Origin of the sequence: Streptomyces sp. 4N124 (genome assembly GCF_052245395.1) — a bacterium.
Taxonomy (GTDB): domain Bacteria; phylum Actinomycetota; class Actinomycetes; order Streptomycetales; family Streptomycetaceae; genus Streptomyces.
In genome coordinates, this window is sequence record NZ_JBQQBS010000005.1 from 91,089 (window position 1) to 117,144 (window position 26,056).

The 26,056-nt window shown below is 70.4% G+C and carries 25 protein-coding genes; 15 read left to right on the plus strand and 10 right to left on the minus strand.

Annotated elements, in window-relative coordinates; all coding sequences use genetic code 11:
• Positions 1 to 58 precede the first annotated feature (58 nt).
• The 6 genes from ACTWQO_RS06825 (at position 59) to ACTWQO_RS06850 (ending at position 6,132) form a co-directional block, all read left to right on the plus strand.
• Complete coding sequence (locus tag ACTWQO_RS06825) at positions 59 to 820, plus strand: hypothetical protein (protein WP_443236310.1); 762 nt, start codon at positions 59 to 61, stop codon at positions 818 to 820.
• Positions 817 to 2,052 carry an ATP-binding protein gene (locus ACTWQO_RS06830; protein ID WP_443236311.1) on the plus strand — a complete coding sequence of 412 codons (1,236 nt, stop codon included), beginning with the start codon at positions 817 to 819 and terminating at the stop codon, positions 2,050 to 2,052. The genes ACTWQO_RS06825 and ACTWQO_RS06830 overlap by 4 nt, the downstream gene beginning before the upstream one ends.
• A 204-nt stretch (positions 2,053 to 2,256) precedes the next feature.
• Positions 2,257 to 2,694 (plus strand): SH3 domain-containing protein, encoded by a 438-nt coding sequence (locus ACTWQO_RS06835; RefSeq protein WP_443236312.1) that lies wholly within the window; start codon positions 2,257 to 2,259, stop codon positions 2,692 to 2,694.
• Between the two features lie 43 nt (positions 2,695 to 2,737).
• Positions 2,738 to 4,102: an FtsW/RodA/SpoVE family cell cycle protein gene (locus tag ACTWQO_RS06840; protein WP_443236313.1), complete on the plus strand. Its 1,365-nt coding sequence runs from the start codon at positions 2,738 to 2,740 to the stop codon at positions 4,100 to 4,102.
• Entirely contained in the window at positions 4,099 to 5,556 is a 1,458-nt protein-coding gene (locus ACTWQO_RS06845) for a penicillin-binding transpeptidase domain-containing protein (protein WP_443236314.1), read from the plus strand. Before ACTWQO_RS06840 ends, ACTWQO_RS06845 begins: the two co-directional genes overlap by 4 nt.
• Positions 5,557 to 5,622: 66 nt before the next feature.
• Entirely contained in the window at positions 5,623 to 6,132 is a 510-nt protein-coding gene (locus ACTWQO_RS06850) for a DUF3291 domain-containing protein (RefSeq protein WP_443236315.1), read from the plus strand.
• On the opposite strand, the gene ACTWQO_RS06855 is transcribed toward ACTWQO_RS06850, so the two are convergent.
• Positions 6,129 to 7,238, minus strand: coding sequence for a ferritin-like domain-containing protein (locus tag ACTWQO_RS06855; protein ID WP_443236316.1), 1,110 nt, complete (start codon positions 7,236 to 7,238; stop codon positions 6,129 to 6,131). The genes ACTWQO_RS06850 and ACTWQO_RS06855 overlap by 4 nt on opposite strands.
• An 89-nt stretch (positions 7,239 to 7,327) precedes the next feature.
• Between ACTWQO_RS06855 and ACTWQO_RS06860 the strand changes: the two genes are divergently transcribed.
• The 4 genes from ACTWQO_RS06860 (at position 7,328) to ACTWQO_RS06875 (ending at position 10,547) form a co-directional block, all read left to right on the plus strand.
• A complete protein-coding gene (locus ACTWQO_RS06860; protein ID WP_443236317.1) occupies positions 7,328 to 8,266 on the plus strand; it encodes an AurF N-oxygenase family protein in 939 nt (312 codons plus the stop codon).
• Positions 8,267 to 8,370: 104 nt separating this feature from the next.
• Positions 8,371 to 9,018: a TetR/AcrR family transcriptional regulator gene (locus ACTWQO_RS06865; protein WP_443236318.1), complete on the plus strand. Its 648-nt coding sequence runs from the start codon at positions 8,371 to 8,373 to the stop codon at positions 9,016 to 9,018.
• A gap of 10 nt (positions 9,019 to 9,028) precedes the next feature.
• Positions 9,029 to 9,331 (plus strand): hypothetical protein, encoded by a 303-nt coding sequence (locus ACTWQO_RS06870; RefSeq protein ID WP_443236319.1) that lies wholly within the window; start codon positions 9,029 to 9,031, stop codon positions 9,329 to 9,331.
• 103 nt (positions 9,332 to 9,434) lie between these two features.
• Complete coding sequence (locus ACTWQO_RS06875; RefSeq protein ID WP_443236320.1) at positions 9,435 to 10,547, plus strand: NlpC/P60 family protein; 1,113 nt, start codon at positions 9,435 to 9,437, stop codon at positions 10,545 to 10,547.
• On the opposite strand, the gene ACTWQO_RS06880 is transcribed toward ACTWQO_RS06875, so the two are convergent.
• Genes ACTWQO_RS06880 through ACTWQO_RS06900 form a run of 5 tightly spaced genes read right to left on the minus strand, consistent with a single transcriptional unit; the run spans position 10,544 to position 16,126 of the window.
• Entirely contained in the window at positions 10,544 to 11,791 is a 1,248-nt protein-coding gene (locus ACTWQO_RS06880) for a styrene monooxygenase/indole monooxygenase family protein (protein WP_443236321.1), read from the minus strand. The two genes, ACTWQO_RS06875 and ACTWQO_RS06880, sit on opposite strands and share 4 nt — an antisense overlap.
• Positions 11,792 to 11,837: 46 nt before the next feature.
• Positions 11,838 to 12,482, minus strand: a complete 645-nt coding sequence (locus ACTWQO_RS06885; protein ID WP_443236322.1) for a GTP-binding protein — start codon at positions 12,480 to 12,482, stop codon at positions 11,838 to 11,840.
• The gene (locus ACTWQO_RS06890) at positions 12,463 to 12,885 is read right to left on the minus strand and encodes a DUF742 domain-containing protein (RefSeq protein ID WP_443236323.1); all 423 of its coding nucleotides are present in this window, start codon (positions 12,883 to 12,885) and stop codon (positions 12,463 to 12,465) included. Before ACTWQO_RS06890 ends, ACTWQO_RS06885 begins: the two co-directional genes overlap by 20 nt.
• Positions 12,882 to 13,391 (minus strand): roadblock/LC7 domain-containing protein, encoded by a 510-nt coding sequence (locus ACTWQO_RS06895; protein WP_443236324.1) that lies wholly within the window; start codon positions 13,389 to 13,391, stop codon positions 12,882 to 12,884. Before ACTWQO_RS06895 ends, ACTWQO_RS06890 begins: the two co-directional genes overlap by 4 nt.
• A complete protein-coding gene (locus ACTWQO_RS06900; RefSeq protein WP_443236325.1) occupies positions 13,388 to 16,126 on the minus strand; it encodes a nitrate- and nitrite sensing domain-containing protein in 2,739 nt (912 codons plus the stop codon). Before ACTWQO_RS06900 ends, ACTWQO_RS06895 begins: the two co-directional genes overlap by 4 nt.
• A gap of 392 nt (positions 16,127 to 16,518) precedes the next feature.
• Here ACTWQO_RS06900 and ACTWQO_RS06905 point away from each other — a divergent pair, with 392 nt between their 5' ends.
• Positions 16,519 to 17,304 carry a protein phosphatase 2C domain-containing protein gene (locus ACTWQO_RS06905; protein WP_443236326.1) on the plus strand — a complete coding sequence of 262 codons (786 nt, stop codon included), beginning with the start codon at positions 16,519 to 16,521 and terminating at the stop codon, positions 17,302 to 17,304.
• Positions 17,305 to 17,395: 91 nt separating this feature from the next.
• Here ACTWQO_RS06905 and ACTWQO_RS06910 read toward each other — a convergent pair whose 3' ends face one another.
• Positions 17,396 to 17,887, minus strand: coding sequence for a MarR family winged helix-turn-helix transcriptional regulator (locus ACTWQO_RS06910; RefSeq protein ID WP_443236327.1), 492 nt, complete (start codon positions 17,885 to 17,887; stop codon positions 17,396 to 17,398).
• Positions 17,888 to 18,144: 257 nt separating this feature from the next.
• On the opposite strand from ACTWQO_RS06910, the gene ACTWQO_RS06915 reads away from it, so the two are divergent.
• Positions 18,145 to 18,984, plus strand: coding sequence for a lysozyme (locus tag ACTWQO_RS06915; RefSeq protein ID WP_443236328.1), 840 nt, complete (start codon positions 18,145 to 18,147; stop codon positions 18,982 to 18,984).
• A 72-nt stretch (positions 18,985 to 19,056) separates the two neighbouring features.
• Here the strand turns inward: ACTWQO_RS06915 and lon are convergent, their stop codons facing one another.
• From lon to ACTWQO_RS06930, 3 genes are all read right to left on the minus strand, one after another.
• Complete coding sequence (gene lon / locus ACTWQO_RS06920) at positions 19,057 to 21,471, minus strand: endopeptidase La (RefSeq protein WP_443236329.1); 2,415 nt, start codon at positions 21,469 to 21,471, stop codon at positions 19,057 to 19,059.
• Positions 21,472 to 21,649: 178 nt separating this feature from the next.
• On the minus strand, positions 21,650 to 22,312 hold the full coding sequence (locus tag ACTWQO_RS06925; protein ID WP_443236330.1) for a hypothetical protein: 663 nt from the start codon (positions 22,310 to 22,312) through the stop codon (positions 21,650 to 21,652).
• A gap of 160 nt (positions 22,313 to 22,472) precedes the next feature.
• Positions 22,473 to 23,192 carry a rhomboid-like protein gene (locus tag ACTWQO_RS06930; RefSeq protein ID WP_443236331.1) on the minus strand — a complete coding sequence of 240 codons (720 nt, stop codon included), beginning with the start codon at positions 23,190 to 23,192 and terminating at the stop codon, positions 22,473 to 22,475.
• Positions 23,193 to 23,363: 171 nt separating this feature from the next.
• Here ACTWQO_RS06930 and ACTWQO_RS06935 point away from each other — a divergent pair, with 171 nt between their 5' ends.
• The 3 genes from ACTWQO_RS06935 (at position 23,364) to ACTWQO_RS06945 (ending at position 26,009) form a co-directional block, all read left to right on the plus strand.
• Entirely contained in the window at positions 23,364 to 24,041 is a 678-nt protein-coding gene (locus ACTWQO_RS06935; RefSeq protein WP_443236452.1) for a spermidine synthase, read from the plus strand.
• Between the two features lie 124 nt (positions 24,042 to 24,165).
• Positions 24,166 to 24,906 carry a response regulator transcription factor gene (locus ACTWQO_RS06940; RefSeq protein ID WP_155056874.1) on the plus strand — a complete coding sequence of 247 codons (741 nt, stop codon included), beginning with the start codon at positions 24,166 to 24,168 and terminating at the stop codon, positions 24,904 to 24,906.
• On the plus strand, positions 24,903 to 26,009 hold the full coding sequence (locus ACTWQO_RS06945) for a HAMP domain-containing sensor histidine kinase (RefSeq protein ID WP_443236332.1): 1,107 nt from the start codon (positions 24,903 to 24,905) through the stop codon (positions 26,007 to 26,009). Before ACTWQO_RS06940 ends, ACTWQO_RS06945 begins: the two co-directional genes overlap by 4 nt.
• Positions 26,010 to 26,056 lie beyond the last annotated feature (47 nt).

Sequence of the window (26,056 nt, forward strand, 5' to 3'; positions counted from 1 at the left end):
GACTTCCCCGCGAATAAGGTGTACGGGGCCCACGATCATCCAGAACCACAGGAGTGCCGTGCCCCTCAGCCGCCCCGCCCGGGCCCTCGCCCTCGCCGCCCTGTGCACGGCGACGACCGCGGCCTGCGGCGACACCGGCGGGCTGCGCGGCGCGGGCCCGACCCCGACCGCGGTCAGCCCGGTCCGGCTCTGGCCCGAGCTGCCGCCGGCGTCCTCCCCCGCCTACGAGATCGGCGAGGTGGAGCGCGAGGTGATCAAGGGGGTCGGCGTGCCGGGCGGCGACCTCCGCAAGGTGGATCCGGTCGCGATCGTACGGACCGAGATCGCCGCGAGCCCGGACGACTACCTCGCCGGGGCGCCGTACCACGAGACGGGCGAGCGGATGGCCGACTGCGCGGCGGGCGGGGACCGGGCCAGGTGCCCGGTCCTGAAGCCGTACTACCGCGATCTGACCGGCGACGGGCGCGACGATCTGACGCTGGGCTTCCGGCAGCTGCCGGGCACCCTGACGGCGGTACGCGTCTACACCGTCGAGAAGGGGCGGCTGGTGCGGGTCATGCACTGGGAGGACGCGATGAGCGCGGTCGAGCTGGCCGGACGGTCCGTGATCATTCGGTCGCCGTCCGAGGTCGCCGGCTACGAGTACCGCCTCCAGTGGACCTGGGACGCGAACCAGCGCGCGATGCTGCTCACGCATGACGAGATGCTGCGCACGGGCACGACCAAGCGGACCGCACGACCGTCGCCTTCGCCGTCGGCATCGGCATCGGCATCGGCATCACCTTCTGCTTCTGCTTCTGCTTCGGCGAGTCCTCGATGAGGCTCGGGCTCCCGCGCTGGTCCGGGACGCTCGCCGTGAAGGCGGCCGTGTTCATCACGGTGATGTGCTGCACGCTGGCCGCGCTCCTCGGCGTCCTCGTCCATGTGTCCGTGTCCAACCAGACGGTCGAGCAGGCCCGCGACCTCGCGCTGTCCCGGCTGAACGACGCGACCACCGCCTTCGAGGCCGGGGACAGGCTGATGCCGGGCATGGGCGTCGACCCGGACGGGCTGCCCGAGTCATTGCGCGAGCTGGCGGTCGCCGGTGAACGGGGCACGATGGTCGCCGACCACGAGGGCCGCCCGACGATGTGGGCGGCGGGCCCGGCCGACGGCGGGCGGGCACTTGCCGTACAGGTCGACTACTCGCAGCAGGCGCGCACCATCGACGACCTCGGCCGGGCGATCATCTGGTCCTCGGGGCTGGCGATCGGGGTGACGCTGCTGGTGGGCGCGTTCGCGGTGACCCGGGTGACGCGGCGGCTGCACACGACCGCGCAGGTGGCCCGGCAGATCAGCGGCGGCGACCTGGACGCACGCGTCGACGACCCCCGTACGAAGGATCCGACCCGCCCGCAGGACGAGGTGGCCGCGGTCGCCGCCGCGCTGGACTCCATGGCGGCGTCGCTGCAGGGCAAGCTGCTGAGCGAGCAGCGGTTCACCGCGGACGTGGCGCATGAGCTGCGCACGCCGCTCACCGGACTGCACGCCGCCGCGGAACTGCTCCCGGCGGGGCGGCCGACGGAGCTGGTGCGGGACCGGGTGGCTGCGCTGCGGACACTGACCGAGGACCTGCTGGAGATCTCCCGCCTCGACACAGGGCGGGAGCGGCTCGACCTGGACACCGAGCAGTTGGGGGCGCTGGCGGAACGGGTGGTGCGGGCGGCCGGGAACGACACGGAGGTCAGGATCGTCCGGGATGCCCGGGTGGAGACGGACCGGCGGCGCCTGGAGCGGGTGCTGGGCAATCTGGTCGCCAATGCGCACCGGCATGGGCGGCCGCCGGTTGTTCTCACGGTGAATGGGCCGGTGGTCAGCGTCCGGGACCATGGGGACGGCTATCCGGAGTATCTGCTCGCGCATGGGCCGCAGCGGTTTCGTACGGAGGGTGGGACCCGGGGGCATGGGCTGGGGTTGACGATTGCGTTGGGGCAGGCGGAGGTGTTAGGGGCGCGGCTGACGTTTGCGAATGCGGTGGATGGAGGTGCCGTCGCCACGCTGACGCTGCGCTAGCGAGGCCGGGAACCAAGAGCTCGGGACTGCAGGTTGTTCGTTGGCTGCGGGTTGCTTGTGGCTTGTCGCGCAGTTCCCCCGCGCCCCTAGGAGTCGCGCCCCTTCGGGGCGCTTCTCCTATGGCCCATCAGCACGCGCGACCACCCACCCTCGCTCTTAATGTGGCGATTAGTCAGCTTCGCCCCATTCCTGGAGGTACCCGCCATGTCTCTGCGCACCCGCCTCACCCGCCGTCTTGCCATGACTGCTGCTGTCGTCGCGCTCGCCGGCTCGACCGCCATCACGCCCGCCGTCGCGGACGACGAATGGGGCAGCGGTGGGGACTCGGAGGTCAGCGGCGGCGACTCGAGCTTCGGGGGCGGCGATGGATTCGACGAGTTCGGTGCCAGGGGTGACTATCGCGATCCACGCCGCTACCGGGGTGTCGTCACCGCCGACCGGCTGATCCTGCGCAGTGCGCCGACTCGTGGCAGTCGGCCGATCCGCGCGGTTCACCGGGGCGACGTCGTGTCCATCTTCTGCAAGACGCCCGGGCAGAGCATCCAGGGCAACCCCCTCTGGTACCTCCTCACGGACGGCACCTGGGCCTGGGGAGCGGCGCGGTTCATCGACAACATCGGGCCTGCGCCACGCTGGTGCTGATGACGGAGGCTCATAAGACATGCTATTTGGGTAAGTTCCGGACATGAGCAAGGCCGGAACCACCTTGGAAGCAGCGACGGACCCCTCCACGCCCGTCGTACGCCTCCCCCGGCGCCGTGGCATCGAACTCGCCCTGATCGTCGTCGCCGTACTCCTGTCGGTGTACGGCTACTGCGCTGTCGGCCTGGCGAAGAACGGCTCCCTCCCACCCGGCGCCGCCGGTTACGGCGCCGGGCTGGGTGTGCTGGCCTTGCTGGCGCACTGTGCGGTCCGACTGCGGGCCCCGTACGCGGACCCGCTTCTGCTGCCGATCGGCGTGCTGCTCAACGGACTCGGCCTGGTGCTGATCTACCGGCTCGACCTGGAGACGCCGGGCGACCGGGCGGCGCCCACCCAACTGGTGTGGTCGACGCTGGGCGTGGGGTTGTTCATCGTCGTCGTGCTGCTGCTGCGCGACCACCGGGTGCTCCAGCGCTATGCGTACGTGTGTGTCGTGGCCGCCCTCGCCCTGCTCACCCTGCCGATCTTCTTCCCGGCGGTGAACGGCGCCCGGATCTGGATCCGGATCGCGGGATTCTCCATCCAGCCGGGCGAGTTCGCGAAGGTGCTGCTCGCCGTGTTCTTCGCCGCGTATCTCGCCGCCAACCGCAACGCGCTGCGCTACACCGGCCGCCGCATCTGGCGCCTCCAGCTGCCGACCGGGCGGGTCCTCGGCCCGATCGTCGCGATCTGGCTGCTGAGCGTCGGGGTGCTGGTCCTGGAGCGCGACCTGGGGACGTCGCTGCTGTTCTTCGGCCTGTTCGTGGTCCTGCTGTACGTCGCCACCGGCCGCACCGGCTGGATCGCGGTCGGCCTGCTGCTGGCGGCGCTCGGTGCCATCGCCGTCGGCTGGCTGGAGCCGCATGTGCACAGCAGGGTCGAGGACTGGCTGCATCCGTTCGCGTCGATCGAGGCGGGTCAGGGCGCCAACCAGCTGGCCCAGTCCCTGTTCGCGTTCGCGGCGGGCGGTGTGCTCGGCACCGGCCTGGGCCTCGGCCACTCCATCCTGATCGGCTTCGCGGCCAAGTCGGACTTCATCCTGGCGACGGCGGGCGAGGAACTGGGGCTGGCGGGCCTGTCCGCGATCTTCCTGCTGTACGGCCTCCTAGTGGAGCGCGGCTACCGGGCGGGCCTGCTCCTGCGTGACCCGTTCGGCCGACTCCTCGCGGTCGGCCTCGCCTCGATCGTGGCGCTCCAGGTGTTCGTGATCGCGGGCGGGGTGACCGGCCTGATCCCGCTGACCGGCATGGCGATGCCGTTCCTGGCGCAGGGCGGCTCGTCGGTGGTCACCAACTGGGCGATCGTGGCACTGCTGGTCCGGGTCAGCGACTCGGCACGGCGGCAGTACGACGGGCAGGTCGCCCCATGACCCGGTACATCAGGCTCGCCGCGGTGTTCTGCGCCCTGCTGCTGGTCGCGCTCCTGGTGAACGCCGCCCGCATCCAGGTCTTCCAGGCCCCGTCCTACGACGACAATCCGGCCAACCGCCGCCAGCACATCGCCCGTTACGGCCAGCCGCGCGGCGACATCCTGGCCGACGGCGCCCGCCTCACCGGCTCCGAGGACACCGGCGAGCAGCTCCGCTACGAACGGACGTACGCACACGGCCCGATGTACGCGCCCGTCACGGGCTTCGCCTCGCAGGTGTACGGCACGACGCTCCTGGAGCACGCCGAGGACGACCTCCTGTCGGGCACGGACCCGATGCTCTCGCCGCTGCCGCTGTGGAACGACCTCACGCGGTCGCAGAACGCGGGCGGCGACGTCGTGACGACGATCGAACCGGCCGCGCAGAAGGCGGCGTACACCGGGCTCGGCGGGCGCAAGGGCGCGGTGGCGGCCATCGAGCCGGCGACGGGACGGATCCTGGCGCTGGTGTCCACGCCGTCGTACGACCCCGCCGCACTGTCCGGGAACGGGCCGGCGGCGAAGCGGTCCTGGGAGCGGCTGAACGGCGACCGGGACAAGCCGATGCTCAACCGGGCGGTGCGGCAGACGTATCCGCCGGGCTCCACCTTCAAGGTGGTGACCGCGGCGGCGGCGCTGGACGCCGGTGTGCTGAAGGATCTGGACGAGCCGACGGACTCGCCCGACCCGTACACCCTGCCCGGCACGACGACCTCGCTGACGAACGAGGCCGACGGCTGCCGGGACGCCTCGCTGCGGGAGGCGTTCGTGTGGTCGTGCAACACGGTGTTCGCGAGGCTGGGCGTGCGGGTGGGTGTGGCGGACATGGCGCGGACGGCGGAGGCCGTCGGCTTCAACGACACCGAGGTGAAGATCCCCTTCTCGGTGGCGCCGAGCACCTTCGACACCTCGGTGGACAGGGCGCAGCTCGCGCTGTCGTCGATCGGGCAGTACAACACGCGGGCCACGCCCCTGCAGATGGCGATGGTCGCGGCGGCCGTGGCGAACGGCGGGCAGGTGCGGTCGCCGCACCTGGTCGAGCGGACCACCCGGGCGAGCGGTGCGACGCTGGCGACGGCCGGGTCGCGTCCGCTGCGGCGGATGATGCACCCGTTGACCGCCGTCCGCATGAGGGAGCTGATGGCCGACGTGGTCACGGAGGGCACCGGCCGGCGCGCCGCCATCCCGGGTGCGACCGTCGGCGGCAAGACCGGCACCGCGCAGCACGGCGTCGACAACTCCGGGATGCCGTACGCCTGGTTCGTCTCCTGGGCGCAGGCCGAGGGCGACATGGAGCCGAAGGTGGCGGTCGCGGTGGTGGTCGAGGACGCTTCGGCGCGCCGGGGCGAGATCAGCGGGGGCGGGGACGCGGCGCCGATCGCGCGGTCGGTGATGCGGGCGGTGCTGAACTCGTAGGCGGGCGTGCTCGATTACTGAGACGGGGGTACCGGTGGGCCATCGTCCCGACCTACCGTTCGGTCCATGACGACTGCCGACATCGCGTACGAACTCGCCGAGGTCAACATCGCCCGCCTCAAGTTTCCCCTGGACTCCCCGGAGTTGAAGGACTTCGTCGACGCGCTCGACCCGGTCAACGCGGATGCGGACGCCGCTGACGGATTCGTCTGGCGGCTCCAGTCGGACGACGGCGACGCGACCGACATCCAGGTCTTCGGCGACGAGTGGCTGATCATCAACATGTCGGTGTGGCGGGACGCCAACGCGCTGACCGCGTACATGTACCAGGGCCGGCACCGGGAGATGCTCGCGCGTCGGCGGGAGTGGTTCGAGCGGGTCGAGGAGGCGATGATGGCGATGTGGTGGGTCCCCGTCGGCCACCGTCCCACCGTCGCCGAGGCCGAGTCCCGCCTGCTGCATCTGCGCACGAACGGGCCGACTCCGTACGCCTTCACGCTGCGCACGTCGTTCCCGGCGCAGGGGGCGGAGCCGGTGGCGCTGGAGGTCCCCGACGACCTGGGCTGCCCGGCCTAGGAGTCAGTGGCCCCCAGGTCGATCGCCTGCCGTACCTCCGCCACCCGGTCGTTTTCCTCCGCCGCGAACCGTTCCGCGTCCAGCTTCTCCGCGATCTCCTCGTCCTGTGCCATCAGCAGGTCCAGGTTGGAGTCGCCCATCTCGAAGACGCCCATGTCGACATAGGCCTGCTGGAGGCGCTTGCCCCACAGGCCGATGTCCTTGACGCAGGGGACGATGCGGGAGAAGAGCAACTGGCGGAAGAGGGCGAGGAATTCGGACCGTTCGCTGTACTCCTCAGCCTCCGCTTTCGGGATGCCGAAGTTCTCCAGTACCTCGACGCCCCGCAGCCGGTCGCGCATCAGATAGCAGCCCTCGATGACGAACTCCTCACGCTCGCGCAGTTCGGCGTCGCTGAGCTGCCGGTAGTAGTCGCGCAGCGCCATCCGGCCGAAGGCCACGTGCCGGGCCTCGTCCTGCATGACGTAGGCCAGGATCTGCTTCGGCAGGGGCTTGTCCGTCGTGTCGCGGATCATGCCGAAGGCGGCGAGCGCGAGGCCCTCGATGAGCACCTGCATGCCGAGGTACGGCATGTCCCAGCGTGAGTCGCGCAGCGTGTCGCCCAGCAGGGACTGGAGGTTGTCGTTGATCGGGTACAGCAGGCCGATCTTCTCGTGCAGGAAACGGCCGTAGATCTCGGCGTGCCGGGCCTCGTCCATCGTCTGGGTCGCCGAGTAGAACTTCGCGTCCAGGTCGGGGACCGACTCGACGATCCGGGCCGCGCAGATCATCGCGCCCTGCTCACCGTGGAGAAACTGGCTGAACTGCCAGGACGCGAGGTGCCGGCGCAGCTCGCCCTTGTCGCGGTCCGTCATCTTCGCCCAGTACGGGGTGCCGTAGAGGCTGATCGACTCGTCGGGGGTGCCGAGCGCGTCGTACGGGTCGACCTCCAGGTCCCAGTCGATCCGCTTCTGTCCGTCCCACTGCTTGTCCTTGCCCTTCTGGTAGAGGGCGAGGAGGCGGTCGCGCCCGTCGTCGTACTCCCAGCTGAAGCGGGCGGCGCCGGTCGCCGGCACCTGCCAGAGGGAGTCTCCCGGGTCCATGGCGTACAGGTCTTCAGTCGGCATGCATCGCAGGCTCCTACTTGGTAGACGCGGGGTCAACAAGTCGCGCGCAAGGGATTGACGGGCTTGCTGACAAGCGGTCTCATAAGCGCATGACGACCGTGACCGAAGCCGACGCGCTCGACGGGCTGCGCGATGCGCTCGGCCTGCTCAAGGACCGGGAGCAGGTGGCAGAGCGGTTGCTCGCCTCGTCTCTCAAGCACTCCTTCGACCCCGACAAGGAACTGGACTGGGACGCGCCCTTCGAGGAGGGCAAGTGGTTCTGGCCGCCGGAACTGGTGTCCCTCTACGACACCCCGATGTGGCAGCGGATGAGCGAGGAGCAGCGGATCCTGCTCTCCCAGCACGAGGCCGCCGCGCTCGCCTCACTCGGGATCTGGTTCGAGATCATCCTGATGCAGCTGCTCACCCGGCACATCTACGACAAGGCGGCGACGAGCGCGCATGTGCGCTACGCGCTGACCGAGATCGAGGACGAGTGCCGGCACTCGAAGATGTTCGCCCGCCTGATCACACAGGGCGGCACACCGTGGTACCCCGTGAGCCGCGTCCACCAGAACCTCGGCCGCCTGTTCAAGACCATCTCCACCACCCCCGGCTCCTTCACCGCGACCCTCCTCGGCGAGGAGGTCCTCGACTGGATGCAGCGGCTGACCTTCCCGGACGAGCGAGTACAGCCCCTCGTCCGCGGCGTCACGCGCATCCATGTCGTGGAGGAGGCACGCCACGTCCGGTACGCCCGTGAGGAACTCCGCCGCCAGATGGTGACCGCCCCGAAGTGGTCCCAGGAGTTCACCCGCATCTCCTCCGGCGAGTTCGCCCGCGTCTTCTCGGTGGCCTTCGTGAACCCCGAGGTCTACACGAACGTAGGCCTGGACAAACGGGAGGCCATGGCCCAGGTCAAGGCCAGCGGCCACCGCAGGGAGGTCATGCAGACGGGCGCGAAGCGCCTGACGGACTTCCTGGACGACATAGGGGTGATGCGGGGGATGGGCCGACGACTTTGGAAGGCATCGGGCCTCCTGGCATAGGTGAGCTGACCGACGTAAGGGGCGCGGGGAACTGCGCGACCAGCCACAACGAACCCGCAGCCGCCGAACGACCCCGCACCGCCCACGGCGATTAGGCTGCACCCATGACCCCCGCCGCCCCCGCCTACCGCCGCCTGAGCGTCGAGGAGCGACGAAGTCAGCTCCTCGACGCCGCGCTGAGACTCTTAGCACACCGCACCCCCGAGGACGTCTCGCTCGACGACGTGGCAGAGGCAGCCGGAGTCTCCCGCCCCTTGGTCTACCGGTACTTCCCAGGCGGCAAGCAGCAGCTCTACGAGGCCGCCCTCAGGTCCGCCGCGGACGAGCTGCAGCAGTGCTTCGACGAGCCCCGCGTGGGCCCGCGCCTGCCCCGGCTGGTGCGGGCCCTCGACCGCTACCTGGCCTTCGTCGACGAGCACGACACCGGTTTCAGCGCCCTCCTCCAGGGCGGCAGCGTCGTCGAGACGTCCCGTACGACGGCCATCGTCGACGGCGTACGCCGGGCCGCCGCCGAGCACATCCTCAGCCATCTCGCCGTCCCGGAGCCCGGCCTGCTGCTGCGGATGACCGTACGGATGTGGATCACGGCGGTGGAGGCGGCCTCGCTGATCTGGCTCGACGAGGGCAAGCAGCCGCCGCTCGACGAGCTGCGGGACTGGCTGGTGGAGCAGTTCATGGCCGCGCTGACGGTGACAGGCGGACGCGATCCGCAGACCGCCGCCCTGGTCGAGGCCCTCGCGGCGGATGGCTGAGACTGGTGCCGTGAAGACCGTAGACACCCCCTTCGAGGGCGGCCCGATGGACGGCCGCGTCCTGCCCGTGCTGCTGGGCATGACCGGGCACCCGCCCAAGACGTACCGCATTCCGGTCCCGGCCCCCGACGGCGGCGAGCCCACCGTGCTGGTCTACCGCAGGGTGCCGCGCGGGCACAGCAAGCGGCTGGGTCTGACGCAGGGGTGGAAGTACGAGTACGACCCTCAGGGCAAGCGCGGCAGCGGACTGCGGTGGCCGTGGTCCAAGCCAGACACCACGCCGGGCGGCAAGCGGGATGACGCCGACGAGTGACGGCGTTGCGCCGAACCGCGCACACCCCGCGCGCGAAACACGAGCGACCGCCTGATGCTCGCGGTGCGGAGCGGAGGGGCCGCCCCGCACCGGAGGTGATGACGTGTCAGGAAACCTTCTGCGTCTGGTCTGTACGGCGGCGGTGGCGACCCAGGCCGTTCTCGCGGCCGTACCCGCCATGGCCGTGCCTGAGCCCGGCGACCGTGCGGTGGCCAGGCTGCTGACGGACCTTCAGCGGTTGTACCGGGAGGCCGAGCGGGCCACCGAGACCTACAACGCCACCGAGGAGCAGCTGAAGAAGCAGCGCACCGAGGTCGACCGCCTGGACCGGGCGCTCGCGCGCGCCCGGCTCTCCCTGCACGACAGCCGTGGGGCGGCCGGACGGCTCGCGCGCCAGCAGTACCAGGGCAGCACCGACATCTCCCCGTACGTACGGCTGCTCCTGGCCCGCGATCCACAGCACGCGCTCGACCAGGGTCATGTGATCGGGCAGGTGGCGCGGGAGCGGGCCGAGACCCTGCACCGGCTCACCGGAACCGAGCGCAGGGCCGACGACCTCGCACGCAAGGCCCGCACCGCCCTGGACCGCCAACTCTCCCTCGCCGCCCGGCAGAAGAAACAGCGCGACGAGGTACGCAACCGGCTCCACGACGTCGAGAAGCTCCTCGCCTCCCTCACCGCCGAACAGCTCACCGCCCTGACCGAGTTCGAGAAGAGCGGCACCGACAAGGCACAACGCGAGTTCATGGCCTCCGGCGCCCTGACCGACAACCGACCCCCCTCCCGCAAGGGCGACGAGGCGCTGCGCTACGCCGTACAGCAACTCGGAAAGCCGTACGAATGGGGCGCCGAGGGCCCGAAGACGTACGACTGCTCCGGCCTGACCTCAGAGGCCTGGAGCCACGCCGGGAAGCCCATCCCGAGAACCAGCCAGGAGCAATGGGCCCAACTCCCGAGAATCCCCCTCAAGAAGCTCCGCCCCGGCGACCTGGTCATCTACTTCCCGGAGGCCACACACGTGGCGATGTACTTGGGCGACGGAAAGGTCGTGCACGCACCAAGAACCGGCGAGAAGATCAAACTGGCCCCGATCGCATCCAACCCGATCCTTGGAGCCGTACGCCCAGACGAGCGCCCCACAGGGGCGCGGGGAACTGCGCGACCAGCCACAACGAACCCGCAAGCCGCCAGACCCCGCACCCCCAACGGCGACTAGGCCACAGACCCCAAATACGCCGCCGTCTTCTCCGGCTCATAGAAGAAGTCCTCAAAATCCGCCGGATCATTGAACGCATTCGCGAACCGATCAGCCACCGGCTGCAACTCCCCCGCCGCACCAATGAGGTTCAGCACATGCTCCGGCGGCGGAGCCAACATCGCGTTCGTCCACTTGGTGACGTGCCGCGCAGTCTCCCAGTACCGCTCAAAAGCCCCCCGCATCCACGCCTCGTCGAACTCCTTCTCCCCGTGCTCAAGGATCGAGGCGAGATAGGAAGCCGCGCACTTGGACGCCGAGTTGGAGCCCTGACCGGTGATGGGGTCGTTCGCGACGACGACGTCCGCGACGCCCAGCACCAGCCCACCGCCGGGAAGGCGGCCGATCGGGTTGCGGACGGTCGGAGTGTAACGACCGCTCAACACCCCGCCCGCGTCCGTGAGTTCGACCTTCGTGGCCCGCGCGTACTCCCACGGAGTGAACCGCTCCATGAGTTCCAGGATCAGGGAGAGGTGTTCCGCCGGGTCCTTGACGCCGTTGAAGACGTCGAGCGGGCCGCCGGGTATGCCCTCCCAGAACAGGATGTCGGCGCGGCCGGAGGTGGTCAGCGTCGGCATGACGAAGAGCTCGCCGACGCCGGGCACCAGGTTGCAGCGGACCGCGTCGTAGTCGGGGTGCTCGGGGCGCGGGCCCATGCCGTGGACGTAGGCGACGGCGAGCGCACGCTGCGGCTCGCTGTACGGGGAACGCTCGGGGTCCCGGGCGAACATGGACACCAGCTCGCCCTTGCCCGCCGAGACCAGCACCAGGTCGTACGTACGGGAGAAGTAGTCCAGGTCGGAGACGGCCGCACCGTGGATGACGAGCTGGCCGCCGCGCTGGGCGAACGTCTCCATCCAGCCGGCCATCTTCACCCGCTGGTCCACCGACTGCGCGTACCCGTCGAGTCGGCCCACCCAGTCGATCGCGCGGGCCGCGGGGCCCTCGCTCCAGGAGCCGGGGGCGGCGACCGAGACGCCGAGTCCTTCGATCTTCGGGGCCTGGGACTCCCAGAAGTTCAGCTGGAGATCGCGCTCGTGCTGCAGAGCCGTGTGGAACATGCACTGCGTCGACATGACCCGGCCGCCCCGGATCTCGTCCGCCGTCCGGTTGGACATCAGGGTGACCTCGTACCCGTGCGACTGGAGGCCGAGGGCGAGCTGGAGCCCGGACTGGCCGGCTCCGACGACGAGTATCTTCCGCATGCGGGTGGTGACTCCTATAGGCGACTGTTCGGGGGCTACTGGGGGGCTACTCGGGGGTGGCGTCCAGCGCGTGGCCGACGAGGGCCAGCAGGGTCTCGATCACGGAGATCCTGCGCCGCGCGTCCATGATCATGACAGGTATGTGCGCGGGGACCGTCAGCGCCTCCCGCACGTCCTCCGGCTCGAACCGCTCGCTGCCGTCGAAGTGGTTGACCGCGACGACATACGGCAGCCCGCAGCTCTCGAAGTAGTCCAGCGCCGGGAAGCAGTCCTTCAGGCGCCGGGTGTCGGCCATGACCACCGCGCCGATCGCGCCGCGCACCAGGTCGTCCCACATGAACCAGAACCGCTGCTGGCCCGGCGTGCCGAACAGGTAGAGCACCAGGTCGTCGTCGAGCGTGAGGCGGCCGTAGTCCATGGCCACGGTGGTGGTCAGCTTCTCCGGGGTGCCGGTGAGGTCGTCGGTGTCCTCGCTGGCCTGGGTCATCAGCGCCTCCGTCTGGAGGGGCGTGATCTCCGAGACGGCCGTGACGAGGGTGGTCTTGCCTACGCCGAAGCCGCCCGCGATGACGATCTTCGTGGCGACGGGGGCGCGGGCGAGCTGCGTCTGCCAGGACCTGAGGTTCTCGTCGGGCTCGGGCTCGACGAAGGGGGAGACGCCTCTCGCGGCGTCAGAGACGACGGAGTCCACTCAGCACCCTTTCCAGCAGTGCCCGGTCCGGCCGGCCGGTGCCGTGGCCGGTTCCGGTGCCGTACACACGGATCTTTCCCTGGTCCGCGAGGTCGCTGATGAGCACGCGGACCACGCCGAGCGGCATCTTCAGCAGCGCGGCGATCTCGGCCACCGTGCGCATACGGCGGCACAGTTCGACGATGGCCCGCATCTCCGGCATCACCCGGGTGGTGAGGGAACCATTCGTCAGTTCCCTGCGCTCCTCGGGGGCTTCGATGGCCGCTGTGCTCGCTACGAACGTCTCCACGAGGAGGACGTGCCCGAAGCGGGTACGGCCGCCGGTGAGCGAGTAGGGGCGCACCCGGGCGGGCTTGCGGTCGGCGCCGCGGACGGGGAGCTTCTTCGGACCACTGCTGCTCATCGGGCACTCCCCGTCGGCTCTTCCAGGGATTTTCGGAGTTCGCTGCGGAGTTCGGGGGTCAGGACGTGTCCGGCGCGGCCGACGAACAGTGCCATGTGATATGCCACTACGCTCATGTCGCAGTCCGCCGAGCCGTGCACGCCGAGCAGCGACCCGTCACTGATCGACATCACGAACAGGCTGCCCTCGTCCATCGCGACCATCGTGTGCTTCACCGTGCCGAACTCCATGAGCTTCGCGGTGCCGATGGTGAGACTGCCGATGCCGGAGACGACGGTGGCGAGGTCGGCGGAGGAGCCGCGGGGGCCGGTGGGGCGGGCGGCGAGGGCCTCGCGCGCCGCGGCGTTGCGGCCCGGGTCCGAGGAGAGCAGCAGCAGTCCGTCGGAGGAGACCACTGCGACCGACTCGATGCCCGGCACCTCCTCGACCAGGTTCGTCAGCAGCCAGTGCAGATTGCGGGCTTCACTGCTCAGTCCGAAGGTTCCGAAGGTACTGGGCGCGGTCAACTGCTTGCCTCCTCGACGGTGCCCCCCGTGGCTTCTTCGGCTTGTGCGTCATGTGGTGCGCGTGTGGTGGATGCGTCGGGTACCTGGTGCCGGCCCGTCTGTTCGGCGATCTCCGCCTCGACGTCGCGGTAGCCCGCCTCGGCCCCTCGGCGGAAGCCGCCGAGGCGGCGGCGCAGGGCTTCGGCGTCCACGGAACCGCTGCGCGGGCGGGGCACCGATGTGGGCGCGGAGATCTTCGGGGTGCGCTTGGGCAGGCCCTTGTCGGTGACTAGTTCTTCGGGCTCGTCGGGGGTGCGCTGGTGTTCCGCCTCGGCTTCGCCTTCGGCGGGTTCGTTCCCACCCGCACCACCCGTGCTGCTTTCGTCGTCGGGTGCGGGTGGCCCCTGTGGGGCGTCCTCGCCGTCGGCGGCCGCGGGCTCGGTCGGTGCGGTGGTGGGGAGCAGGAGCTCTATCGTCGTCTCGGCTGGGTGCTCCCGCGGGCCCGCCGGGTCCGGTACGGCCTTGTCGGCGTGCCCCGTTTCCCGTACCGCCTTCTCCGCCAGCGCGACCAGCGGGTCGTCGCCGGTCTCCGAACGGCCGTGCAGGACGTTGGAGTTGGCCTCGGCGTCGGCGCCCGGTGACGACGACGGGACCTCGACGGGCGGGGCGGCGGCCAGCAGGCCCTTGGGCAGGACGACGACCGAGGCGACGCCGCCCTGCTTCTGCTCGCGCAGCTGGACGCGGACGCCGAGCCGGTGGGCCAGGCGGGCCACGACGTACAGGCCGAGGCCGAGACCCTCCTCGCCCTCCTGGTCGTACGACGCCGCCGGGTCGAAGTCGGCTAGGCGGGCGTTGAGGGCGGACATCCGCTCGGCGGTCATGCCGATGCCCTCGTCCTGGACGGAGAGCATGACCTCGCCGCTCTCCAGCAGCCAGCCGGAGATCTCGACGGGCAGCTCGGGCGGCGAGGACGAGGTGGCGTTCTCCATGAGTTCGGCGAGCAGATGACTCAGGTCGTCCGCGGCGAACCCGGCGATGTGCGCATGCGGCGGCAGCGCGGCGATGCGGACCCGCTCGTACCGCTCGATCTCGCTCACCGCGGCCCGTACGACGTCGATCAGCGGCACGGGCCCGGCGCTGTGCCGGCCGTGCTCGGTGCCGGCGAGGACCAGGAGGTTCTCGCTGTGCCGGCGCATGACGGTGGCGAAGTGGTCGAGCTTGAAGAGGGTGGCGAGCCGGTCGGGGTCCTGCTCGCGCTCCTCCAGGCCCTCGATGACGCCGAGTTGGCGTTCCACGAGGCCGAGGGTGCGCAGCGCGAGGTTGACGAAGGTGGCGCCGATGCTGTCCCGCAGCCGGTCCAACTGGGCGCTGGACTCGGCGAGTTCGGCCCGCAGCTGCTCGCGGGCGTCGGCCATCTTCTGCCGCTGGCCGACCAGGTGCTTGCGGTCGGCCTCCAGCGTGGCGACCCGCTCGTGGAGGGCGACGGCCTGCGCGTGCAGGGCGTTGACGGAGCGGACGACCTGGGCGAACTCGTCGTTGCGGCCGGTGAAGGTGACGGGTTCCGCGGCGGCGGGGTCCTCCGCGTTCGCCAGCCGGGCCGAGCCGCGCTTCAGGACGGAGAGCGGGCGGGTGAGCGTACGCGCCATGGCCGTGGCGACACCGATGGTCAGCAGGACCAGCGCGCCGAGGACGGCGATCCGGATCTCCAGCTCGGTGACATCGTCGTCGCGCAGCTGGGCGAGGTCCTTGGTGCGCCGGTCGAAGAGCGCGGACTCGGCGCCGCGCATCGCGTCGACACGGGCGGACAGGGCGGCGTTCGCCTTGTCGGCGCTGGTGCCGAGTTCGCCGTCGGAGAGGGTCGGCTGGTCGGTGAGGGCGGCGAGGTACTTCTCGCCGGAGTCGACCTCGGGACCGGTGACCGTGTTGTCGTACGAGGTCCGGGCCGACTTGGGCGCGGTGTCGCGGAACTCGGCGAGGGCCGCGTCGGAACGCAGCCGGGCCTCCTGGGCGGCGGAGGTGAGGGCGTCGCGCTGCTTGATGTCGGCGTCGGAGGACCGGGTGACGGTGGTGGGCAGTCCGGTGATGGGGTCGATGACCGTCTCGGTGGTGCGCGGGATGTTGAGCGCGGCGAGGAGCAGTCCGCGGGCGGCGGCGGCCTGCTGGACGGCGGAGTCCAGCTCGGCGAGGGCGTAGGCGCCGGAGCCCGCGCGGGGCGGCATCTCCTCGGCCAGTTGCTCGGCGAGCCGGTGGAGTTCGGCGATGGTGGCGGAGTAGGCGTCGTGCGTGTCGAGAGCACTGCTCTTTCCGGTGAGCGCCGCTCTCCGTACGGCCGCGATCCCGTCGAGGTCGGACCGCAGCGAGGCGGGCGCGTCCGGGTCGGCGCGCAACTCCTCGACCTGCCGGTCCACGCGGACGCTGCGCTGCTCGCTCGGCGCCTTCGACTTGGGCCGGCCGGCCGCGATGTACGAGGTCACCTCGTCCCGCTCGTCGGCGAGCGAGTGGGCGAGCCCCAGCGCGTTCTCGGTCTGCTCGGAGAGCGTCACCAGCGACTGGGAATCGCTCAGCTGCCCCGAGGCGGCGATGAGCGAGGGCGCTCCGGCCCCGGCGACGGCGGCGGCCACCACGGCGACAGCGACGATCAGCCGGTTGCGTACGTGGGTCGGGCGGCCCTTGCCGGCGAGTGTGTCCGACGTGTGCTCCGCGCCCCCTGGGGAGGCCGTCTGCTTGCCTGTACGACGAGGCCGCGTCTTCTGCACCGGTGCTCGCATTCCTGACTCGTGATACCCATGGCCCGGGTGGCGCTGCGTCAACTGGTGCTCCCAGCCGGTACGTCCGCCCGGTACGGATCCCGACCCTCCCACGCCGGTGGGCAGCGGGTCGCGCATCACCTGACCCGCCACCCGAAGGAGTGAACCTCGGTCGGCAGTGGCCGGGCAAGTTCCTGTGGCGCCTCCGACGGGCCACGGCGGCGGGCCGGTTGGACGTCTGCGGCGTGCGGTGGCACTATGTGCCGCCACGCCTTCCCGGAAGAAACCATTCCACCCCATTTCAGGCTTCTGACCTGCGAGGGTCCTGCACGAGTGCATCAACTCGGCGACTGTTGCGACCCTTTGACGAACCTCGTGAAGAGCTCGTGGAGACTGGCCGAATGCGAACCGAAGTTGTCTCGGAGCCCGGCGATCCGACCCACCCCAACGAGGACTTCGCGAGTGTCGCCGTACCGGCCTCCGGACAGGGCGGCGCCCTCGTCGTCCTGGACGGAGTGACACCCCCGAAGGACGGGACCGGCTGTCTGCATTCCGTCCCCTGGTACTGCGCCCGTCTCGGCGGAGCCCTGACCGAACTGACCGTTTCTCTCCCGGATGTTCCGCTGGCCGAAACCCTTGCCTCCGCCATCGCGCGTACCGCCGAGTCCCACGCGCAAACCTGTGACCTTTCTCACCCACGCACCCCACAGGCAACCGTGGTCCTGGCCCGCTGGTCCCCGGACGCCGTCGAGTACCTGGTCCTCTCCGACTCGGCGCTCCTGGTGGAATCCACCGACGGCACGATCACGCCCCTGCTCGACGACCGCCTCTCCCGCCTCCCCCGCACCTCCCTCACCACCGACGCCCTCGCCGACGCCACCGTCCGCAACAAGGAGGGCGGCTTCTACACCGCCGCCGCGGACCCGACGGTCGCCGCGCGGGCGGTGACGGGAGCACTGCCACGCCGCGAGGTCCGCGCCCTGGCCGCCCTGACCGACGGCGCTACCCGCTGGGTGGAGAAGTTCGGCGCGGGCGACTGGGCAGACTGCTTCGACCTCGTACGCAAGGAGGGGGCCGGGGAGTTGGTGGCCCAGGTACGGGCGCTGGAACTGGCGGACACGGAGCGGGTGCACCTGCGGCGCAGCAAGACGCATGATGACGCGACGGTGGTGTACGCGGAGTTGTAAGCGACCTTGTTGAAGCGCCCCAAAGGGGCGCGGGGAACTGCGCGACCAGCCACAACGGCGCCGCAGACGACAAACCGGCTCCGCAGAGCGCCTAGCTCTCCATCTGCCGGTTCAGCTGATGCAGCAGCCGCGCCAGCTCGGCGACCTCCCCGCGATCCCAGTGGGCCAGCTGGTTCACGTACCGCGCCCGGCGCGCTTCCCGCACTTTCCCGACCCGGCCGCGCCCCTCCTCCGTCAGATGGATGAGCCAGGCCCGCCCGTCCGCCGGGTCGGGCTCACGGACGACCAGACCGAGGTCCTCCAGCGCACGCAGCTGACGGGACATCGTGGCCTTGCCGACACCGATGTACGCGGCGAGTTCCGTGGCGCGCTGGCCGCCGAGTTCATCCAGCCGGACCAGCAGACCGTACGCGGCGGACTCCAGGTCGGGGTGGACCTCGCGGGCCATCTCGCCCTGGCTGGCCCGGGCCCGGCGCAGCAGCACCGTCAACTCGCGCTCCAGGGACAGGAATTCCCGGTCCACACCACTCGGCGACGTGTCGGATTCGACTCGACGTCCGCCGCCGTTTCCGTCTTCGTGCACGTCAGCCCCTACCTTGAATTTCCCGGTCCTGAAAGTTTCCGCCAAATGCAGTCATAGCCGCAGCTCCGCCAGTATTTCGTAGGCGTAGACCAACGGCAGCCCCCGGACCCCCTTCCCACCCGGTCTTCTGCGTGCGTAGCTTCTCTATCAGGAACTTGCTGGCATGCCCACGCCAGACACATCGGAAGCGGCGCCGGCAGCCGCGTTCCCCCCATCGCCTTCTCCACCGAGCACAACCGAGCCCTCGGAGGCACGCTATGACCGTGCACAGACTTGGATCGGTACACCCCCGGCGCCTCTCCCTCGCCGGCACCCTGCTCGCTGCCCTCTCCCTCCTCCTCTCCCTCGCCGCCCCGGCCACCGCCGACGACGAACCGGACGCCGACGAGCCGGCCCGCGGCTCCGCCTACATGGGCATGGGCGTCCTCGCCCACGACGGACAGCACGGCCTGCCCGCCGATGCCCGCGCCACCCAGACGGAGGGCGTGGACGTCTCCAGCCATCAGGGCAACGTCGCCTGGTCCACCCTCTGGAACAGCGGCGTCCGGTGGGCCTACACGAAGGCGAGCGAAGGGACGTACTACACGAACCCCTACTTCGCCCAGCAGTACACCGGCTCCTACAACGTCGGCATGGTCCGCGGCGCCTATCACTTCGCCACCCCCGACACCACCAGCGGCGCCGCCCAGGCGAACTACTTCGTCGACCACGGTGGCGGCTGGTCCCGCGACGGCAAGACCCTGCCAGGCGCCCTCGACATCGAGTGGAACCCGTACGGCGCAACCTGCTACGGCAAGACGCAGAGCGGCATGGTCACCTGGATCCGCGACTTCCTGAACCAGTACAAGGCCCGCACCGGCCGCGACGCCGTCATCTACACCGCCACCAGCTGGTGGACCCAGTGCACCGGCAACTACGCCGGTTTCGCCTCCGCCAACCCGCTGTGGATCGCCCGGTACGCGTCGACCGTGGGCACGCTGCCCGCGGGATGGTCGTACTACACGATGTGGCAGTACACGTCCTCCGGGCCGACGGTCGGGGACCACAACAAGTTCAACGGGGCGCTGGACCGGGTGGTCGCGCTGGCCAACGGCTGACGTTCCCGCCGTACGGCGAAGGCCCGGGCCTCCCTCACAGGGACCCGGGCCTTGCCTGTCCGGTCGCGCCCGTCACGCCGCGACCGGAACCTCCGGGGCCGCGTCGCTCGTGGCCGGCGACAGGGCCAGTTCCAGGACCTGGCGGACGTCGGTGACGGTGTGGACGTCCAGCTTGTCCAGCACCTCGGCGGGGACGTCGTCCAGGTCGGGCTCGTTGCGCTTGGGGATGACGACGGTGGTGACGCCCGCGCGGTGGGCCGCGAGGAGCTTCTGCTTCACGCCGCCGATCGGGAGGACCCGGCCGGTCAGCGAGACCTCGCCGGTCATCGCCACGTCCGTGCGGACCAGGCGGCCGGAGAGCAGGGACGCGAGGGCGGTCGTCATCGTGACACCCGCGCTCGGGCCGTCCTTCGGCACCGCGCCCGCCGGGAAGTGGATGTGCACGCCCCGGTCCTTCAGGTCGGCCACCGGCAGCTCCAGTTCGGCGCCGTGCGAGCGCAGGAAGGACAGGGCGATCTGCGCGCTCTCCTTCATCACGTCACCCAGTTGGCCGGTCAGCGTCAGGCCCGCCGCGCCCGTCTCCGGGTCGGCCAGCGACGCCTCGACGAACAGGACGTCACCGCCCGCGCCGGTCACCGCGAGGCCGGTGGCGACACCGGGGACCGCCGTACGGCGCTCCGCCGGGTCCTGCGCGGACTCGGGCACGTGGTGCGGCCGGCCGATCAGGCCACGGAGGTCACCGTCGCCGACGGTGAACGGCAGCTTCCGCTCGCCGAGTTCGTGCTCCGCCGCGACCTTGCGCAGCAGCCGTGCGATGGAGCGCTCCAGGTTGCGGACGCCCGCCTCGCGCGTGTACTCGCCGGCGAGCTTGCGCAGCGCGCTCTCGTCGATGACGACCTCGTCCGTGTTCAGGCCGGCCCGCTCCAGCTGGCGCGGGAGCAGGTGGTCGCGGGCGATGACGATCTTCTCGTCCTCGGTGTAGCCGTCGAGGCGGACCAGCTCCATACGGTCGAGCAGGGCCTCCGGGATGGCCTCCAGGACGTTCGCCGTGGCGAGGAAGACGACATCGCTCAGGTCGAGTTCGACCTCCAGGTAGTGGTCGCGGAACGTGTGGTTCTGCGCCGGGTCCAGGACCTCGAGCAGGGCCGCCGCCGGGTCGCCCCGGAAGTCCGAGCCCACCTTGTCGATCTCGTCGAGCAGGACGACCGGGTTCATCGACCCGGCCTCCTTGACGGCGCGGACGATACGGCCGGGCAGCGCGCCGACATACGTACGCCGGTGGCCGCGGATCTCGGCCTCGTCGCGGACGCCGCCGAGGGCGACGCGGACGAACTTGCGGCCCATGGCGTGCGCGACCGACTCGGCGACCGAGGTCTTGCCGACGCCGGGCGGGCCGACGAGGGCCAGTACGGCACCGCCGCGCCGCCCGCCGATGACACCGAGGCCGCGCTCGCTGCGCCGCTTGCGCACCGCCAGGTACTCGGTGATCCGCTCCTTCACGTCCTCCAGGCCCGCGTGCTCGGCGTCGAGGATCTCCTTCGCGCCCTGGATGTCGTACGCGTCCTCCGTCCGTTCGTTCCACGGCAGTTCGAGGACGGTGTCGAGCCAGGTGCGGATCCAGGAGCCCTCCGGGGACTGGTCGCTGGACCGCTCCAGCTTGTCGACCTCCTTGAGCGCGGCCTCGCGGACCTTCTCGGGGAGGTCGGCGGCTTCGACGCGGGCGCGGTAGTCGTCGGACTCCTCGCCGTCCTTCTCGCCGTTCAGCTCGCGCAGTTCCTTGCGTACGGCTTCCAGCTGACGGCGGAGCAGGAACTCGCGCTGCTGCTTGTCGACGCCCTCCTGGACATCCTTGGCGATGGTCTCGGCGACGTCCTGCTCGGCGAGGTGGTCGCGCAGCTGCTGGGTGGCGAGCTTGAGGCGGGCGACGGGGTCGCCGGTCTCCAGCAGCTCGATCTTCTGGTCGGTGGTGAGGAAGGGCGAGTAGCCGGAGTTGTCGGCGAGCGCGGAGACGTCGTCGATGGCCTGCACGCGGTCCACGACCTGCCAGGCGCCGCGCCGGCGCAGCCAGGCGGTGGCGAGGGCCTTGTACTCCTTGACCAGTTCGGTGACGTGGCCCGGCAGCGGCTCGGGCACGCTCTCGTCGACCCTGGTCGCCTCTACCCACAGCGCCGCGCCCGGCCCGGTGGTCCCGGCCCCGATCTGCACGCGCCCGCGCCCCCGGATGAGGGCACCCGGGTCACCGTCGGCGAGCCGGCCGACCTGCTCGATGGTGCCGAGCACACCCGTGCCCGCGTACGTCCCGTCGATGCGCGGCACCAGCAGCACCTTCGGCTTCCCCGGCTCCGACCGCGCGGCGACCTGGGCGGCCTCCACCGCGGCCCGTACATCGGTGTCGTTCAGGTCCAGCGGCACCACCATCCCGGGCAGCACGACCTCGTCGTCGAGCGGCAGCACGGGCAGGGTGAGCGGTGAGGACGTCGAAGCCATGATCTCCCCTTCGGCAGTCAAGTTGAGCTATGCCGACTCAATGCTCGTGAGCCTCCGAATGTTCCCCGGCGCCTGTTCGCTGTCAGCGATCGAAGTGACGGTGCTGGTGAAGGCGTTGGGGCGGGCGGGAAAGTGGGCCATACGGGGAAGCGCCGCGGGAGCCTGCGCATTCCCGGTGCTACTCCGGCTGAGGCTCGGACGTCGGCCTCGGATGCACGGCCCGGGCACCGCCCGGTTCGGCCAGCGCCTCACGGAGGAACGGCACGATGCCGCGCTCCAGCAGGGCCTCGCGCCAGGCCTCTCTGGCGCTGGCCACCCTGTCGGTCGGCTCGCCGGAGGGGCTGGCCGCGGACGAGCGGCCGTTGCGCAGGGCGGTGATCAGCAGCCCGACGGCGGCGACGAGGATCGCGACCGCGGCCATCGCGCCGAAGACCCAGCCGGTGGTCAGCAGGGTCCGGGCAGCGCTCGACGTGGGTTCGAGCGCCTTCAGGGTGTACCCGACGATCAGGAGGACGGCCGCGGCGGTGGCGGCGAGGACGGGGGCCAGGACCGCGGCGACGGCGACGACGCCCGCGCCGGTGCTCTCGGAGGCCGAGTCCGCCCCGGCGGGTCGGCGCACTTCCTCACGGATGCGGACGTAGTCCTGATACTCGGTGACCGCCGCTGCCGTGATGAGTGCGGAGGCGCTGAGCGCCATGGTGCGCAGCTGTTCGGAGTTGAGCCGCTGTCCGACGGCGGTGAGTTCCGGGCGGTGCGGGGCAGAGCGCAGCACCTCGTCGAGGATCTGCTCGAAGTCCCGGCGGTCTTCCGCCGCGAAGGGGCCGCCAATCTGCACGTCCACGAGCCTAGGACGACCGTGGGGAGCGAGGAAGACGCTTCCGTAAATAGCCTGCAGGGGGCGACGCGCCCCAAAGGGGCGCGGGGCTGTATCAATATGCGGCTCCGCCGCGTGGGCGCGACCAGCCACCAGGGTGCCGCAGACGACCAACATCCCAGCCCACCTAGGGCGGAGCGCCCCGCACTATCGGCCACATCCCGATCCCGATCCCCAGCGCGATCAGATGCCCCCAATTGGACATCGGATCCAGAAACGCGATCAGGTCCTCCACGAGCACCCAGCCGAACAGACCCAGCAGCGGCCACCGCAGCCACGGTGACAGCAGGCCCGCCAGCGCGCCGATCGAGGCCGCGACGCCGAAGCTGATGCCGTAGTCGAGGCGATGGAGCGAGGTGTCGGGCAGATGGCCCGCCAGTACCGCGAGGCCGATGGGGACTTCGGTCGCGAGGGTGGCCAGCACATGCCCGGCCAGGAACACGACGGCCGTGCGCGCGCCGCCGATCCGCCGTTCCAGGGCGGTGAGGACGAGCAGGAAGGCCACCGCGAACGGCGACAGCATCCCGCCCGCGACCCACAGCGCGCTGGCCAGCAGCACGAACACGGGTGTGGCAACGAGGTGTGCCACGTCCGTGCTGGAGCCCTGGACGAGGGTGTGGACGACGGCCGGGTCGGCGTACTCCATGATCAGCGAGGTGCCCGCCAGCACGGCCGCGTAGGTGAAGGTGAAGGGGGTGCCCGTGGGGGTGGGCAGCAGGCGCCATGGACGGGGGGCGCGCTTGCGAGGGGGCGCCGGCACGGGTCCCCGTTGCCGCGGCATCCCGTTCAGCAGCCCGGAGACCTCGGGAAGGGCGTCAGGAGACGTCGTCGGCGCGATCCGTTCCACCGTGCGGCGCTCCTTCCGTTGCGCCCCCACCCTCTGCGCCCTCGTGAGCGGCTGTCTGTGACCGACGCCACCTCGCAGCCGATTCACACCCAACTCTCAGACGACACCGGCACCCCGTGCTCTCTCCGCGATTCCGTCAACAATCCGTCAGAGAAGTGCCACGATGGGTCGATGCCCACTGCATACGACATGCCCGAAGTCCTGGACCGTCGTGAGGGCCCGCACGGAGAGGTCGTCCTGCGCCGCCACGGCGAACTGCTGCAGATCATCGCGAACGGCTGCTTCCTCATGGACACCTCCGGCGGCCGCTCGGAACGGTGGCTCGTCGACGTCGCACTCGATGCCCTGGACGCCCGCGAGCGGCCGAACGTGCTGATCGGAGGCCTGGGCGTCGGCTTCTCGCTCGCACATGCCGCGGAGAACCGGCGTTGGGGCCGCATTACCGTCGTCGAACGCGAACCGGCCATCATCGACTGGCACCGCGAAGGTCCACTGTCCGAACTGTCCGCAAAGGCCCTCTCGGATCCCCGCACGGAGATCGTCGAAAGTGATCTGATCTCTTACGTCAATGAGATTTCCGACACGTACGACGCCCTGTGCCTCGACATCGACAACGGGCCCGATTGGACCGTCACCGAGGACAACGACGGGCTGTACTCACCGGCCGGACTGGCAAGCTGTGCAAGGGCGTTGAGGCCAGGGGGTGTACTGGCCGTATGGTCGGCGAAGCCCTCTCCGGAATTTGAAGGAACCCTATGGAATGCCGGTTTCCAACAGGTGCGTACCGATGAGATCCCCGTTGCCCGGGGCGTTCCGGACGTCGTACATCTCGGCGTCCGCCCTGGATAGCAAACGGCCGGTGACTCCCCGTACTCTGCTTCCCTGGCGCCGATCATTCAAGCGTCAATCGCAGACATGCGCAGTCATAAGGGATCACCCCACGGATTCCGGAAAGCAACTTCAGGGGCGGGCGATGGAGCAGACACACACCTCCCACAACGGCACGGCAACGGCCACCCCCGGCGCACAGCGCCGGGTGCTGGTGGTCGAGGACGACCCCACGATCGTGGACGCCATCGCCACCCGCCTGCGTGCCGAAGGATTTCTCGTACAGACGGCGGGCGACGGCCCGGCCGCCGTCGACACGGCCGAGGCCTGGCAGCCGGACCTGCTGATCCTCGACATCATGCTGCCGGGCTTCGACGGCCTGGAGGTCTGCCGGCGCGTGCAGGCCGCGCGGCCGGTGCCGGTGCTGATGCTCACGGCACGCGACGACGAGACGGACATGCTGGTCGGGCTCGGCGTCGGCGCCGACGACTACATGACCAAGCCGTTCTCCATGCGGGAGCTGGCCGCCCGGGTGCACGTACTGCTGCGCCGGGTGGAGCGGGCCGCGATCGCAGCCTCCACGCCGCGCAGCGGCATCCTGCGCCTCGGTGAGCTGGAGATCGACCACGCGCAGCGCCGGGTGCGGGTGCGCTCGGAGGACGTGCACCTCACGCCCACCGAGTTCGACCTGCTGGTCTGCCTGGCGAACACCCCGCGCGCGGTGCTCTCCCGTGAGCAGCTGCTCGCCGAGGTGTGGGACTGGGCGGACGCCTCCGGCACCCGGACCGTCGACAGCCACATCAAGGCGCTGCGGCGGAAGATCGGCGCCGAGCGGATCCGTACGGTGCACGGCGTGGGCTATGCGCTGGAGACGCCGACGCCATGAGCGACGGGCCGGCCCCACGCAGAGGCCCCGGTGAACCCTGGGGCGGCGTACGTCCGTTCTCGATCAAGACCAAGCTGGGCGCGCTCGTCGTCATCTCGGTCCTGATCACCACCGGCCTGATGATGATCGCGATGCGCACCGAGACCGAGCTGCGCTTCATCACCGTCTTCTCGATGATCGCCACCCTGCTGATCACGCAGTTCGTGGCGCACTCGCTGACCGCGCCGCTGGACGAGATGAACGCGGTGGCCCGGTCCATCGCGCAGGGCGACTACACGCGCCGGGTGCGGGACAACCGGCGTGACGAGCTGGGCGATCTGGCCGAGACGATCAATGCCATGGCCGACGAGCTGGAGGAGCAGGAGCGCCAGCGCAAGGAGCTGGTGGCGAATGTCTCGCACGAGCTGCGTACGCCGATCGCGGGACTGCGCGCGGTCCTGGAGAACATCGTCGACGGCGTCACCGAGGCCGACCCGGAGACCATGCGGACGGCCCTGAAGCAGACGGAGCGGCTCGGTCGGCTGGTGGAGACCCTGCTCGACCTCTCCCGGCTGGACAACGGCGTCGTACCGCTGAAGAAGCGGCGTTTCGAGGTGTGGCCGTATCTGTCGGGCGTGCTCAAGGAGGCCAACATGGTCGCCCCGGTCCGGGCGGGCATCGCGTCCGGATCCGGCACCCACACCCGTACGGACGTCCATCTGCATCTCGACGTCTCCCCGCCTGAGCTGACCGCGCACGCCGACCCCGAGCGGATCCACCAGGTCGTCGCCAACCTGATCGACAACGCGGTCAAGCACAGCCCGCCGCACGGCCGGGTGACGGTGAAGGCCCGGCGCGGGAACTACCCCGAGTCGCTGGAGCTGGAGGTCCTCGACGAGGGGCCCGGTATCCCCAGGTCGGAGTGGCACCGCGTGTTCGAGCGGTTCAACCGGGGAGCCGTGAACCGCCCGCACGGACCCGGCAGCGACGGTGGCACGGGGCTGGGCCTGGCGATCGCGCGCTGGGCGGTGGATCTGCATGGCGGCCGGATCGGTGTGGCCGAATCCGCGCGAGGCTGCCGGATTCTGATCACCCTTCCGGGCGAGCCATCCATGCCAAGTTGACGTAAAGTTCGAACCGGAGCCACAAGATCCACGTCGATCCCCGCTGC

What these genes read in the sequence shown, in the direction of transcription:
- ACTWQO_RS06830 (WP_443236311.1), top strand. Translation starts at nt 817, where the DNA reads ATGAGGCTCGGGCTCCCGCGCTGGTCCGGGACGCTCGCCGTGAAGGCG.
- ACTWQO_RS06835 (WP_443236312.1), top strand. Translation starts at nt 2,257, where the DNA reads ATGTCTCTGCGCACCCGCCTCACCCGCCGTCTTGCCATGACTGCTGCT.
- ACTWQO_RS06840 (WP_443236313.1), top strand. Translation starts at nt 2,738, where the DNA reads ATGAGCAAGGCCGGAACCACCTTGGAAGCAGCGACGGACCCCTCCACG.
- ACTWQO_RS06845 (WP_443236314.1), top strand. Translation starts at nt 4,099, where the DNA reads ATGACCCGGTACATCAGGCTCGCCGCGGTGTTCTGCGCCCTGCTGCTG.
- ACTWQO_RS06850 (WP_443236315.1), top strand. Translation starts at nt 5,623, where the DNA reads ATGACGACTGCCGACATCGCGTACGAACTCGCCGAGGTCAACATCGCC.
- ACTWQO_RS06855 (WP_443236316.1), bottom strand. Translation starts at nt 7,238, where the DNA reads ATGCCGACTGAAGACCTGTACGCCATGGACCCGGGAGACTCCCTCTGG.
- ACTWQO_RS06860 (WP_443236317.1), top strand. Translation starts at nt 7,328, where the DNA reads ATGACGACCGTGACCGAAGCCGACGCGCTCGACGGGCTGCGCGATGCG.
- ACTWQO_RS06865 (WP_443236318.1), top strand. Translation starts at nt 8,371, where the DNA reads ATGACCCCCGCCGCCCCCGCCTACCGCCGCCTGAGCGTCGAGGAGCGA.
- ACTWQO_RS06880 (WP_443236321.1), bottom strand. Translation starts at nt 11,791, where the DNA reads ATGCGGAAGATACTCGTCGTCGGAGCCGGCCAGTCCGGGCTCCAGCTC.
- ACTWQO_RS06890 (WP_443236323.1), bottom strand. Translation starts at nt 12,885, where the DNA reads ATGAGCAGCAGTGGTCCGAAGAAGCTCCCCGTCCGCGGCGCCGACCGC.
- ACTWQO_RS06905 (WP_443236326.1), top strand. Translation starts at nt 16,519, where the DNA reads ATGCGAACCGAAGTTGTCTCGGAGCCCGGCGATCCGACCCACCCCAAC.
- ACTWQO_RS06915 (WP_443236328.1), top strand. Translation starts at nt 18,145, where the DNA reads ATGACCGTGCACAGACTTGGATCGGTACACCCCCGGCGCCTCTCCCTC.
- lon (WP_443236329.1), bottom strand. Translation starts at nt 21,471, where the DNA reads ATGGCTTCGACGTCCTCACCGCTCACCCTGCCCGTGCTGCCGCTCGAC.
- ACTWQO_RS06935 (WP_443236452.1), top strand. Translation starts at nt 23,364, where the DNA reads ATGCCCACTGCATACGACATGCCCGAAGTCCTGGACCGTCGTGAGGGC.
- ACTWQO_RS06940 (WP_155056874.1), top strand. Translation starts at nt 24,166, where the DNA reads ATGGAGCAGACACACACCTCCCACAACGGCACGGCAACGGCCACCCCC.
- ACTWQO_RS06945 (WP_443236332.1), top strand. Translation starts at nt 24,903, where the DNA reads ATGAGCGACGGGCCGGCCCCACGCAGAGGCCCCGGTGAACCCTGGGGC.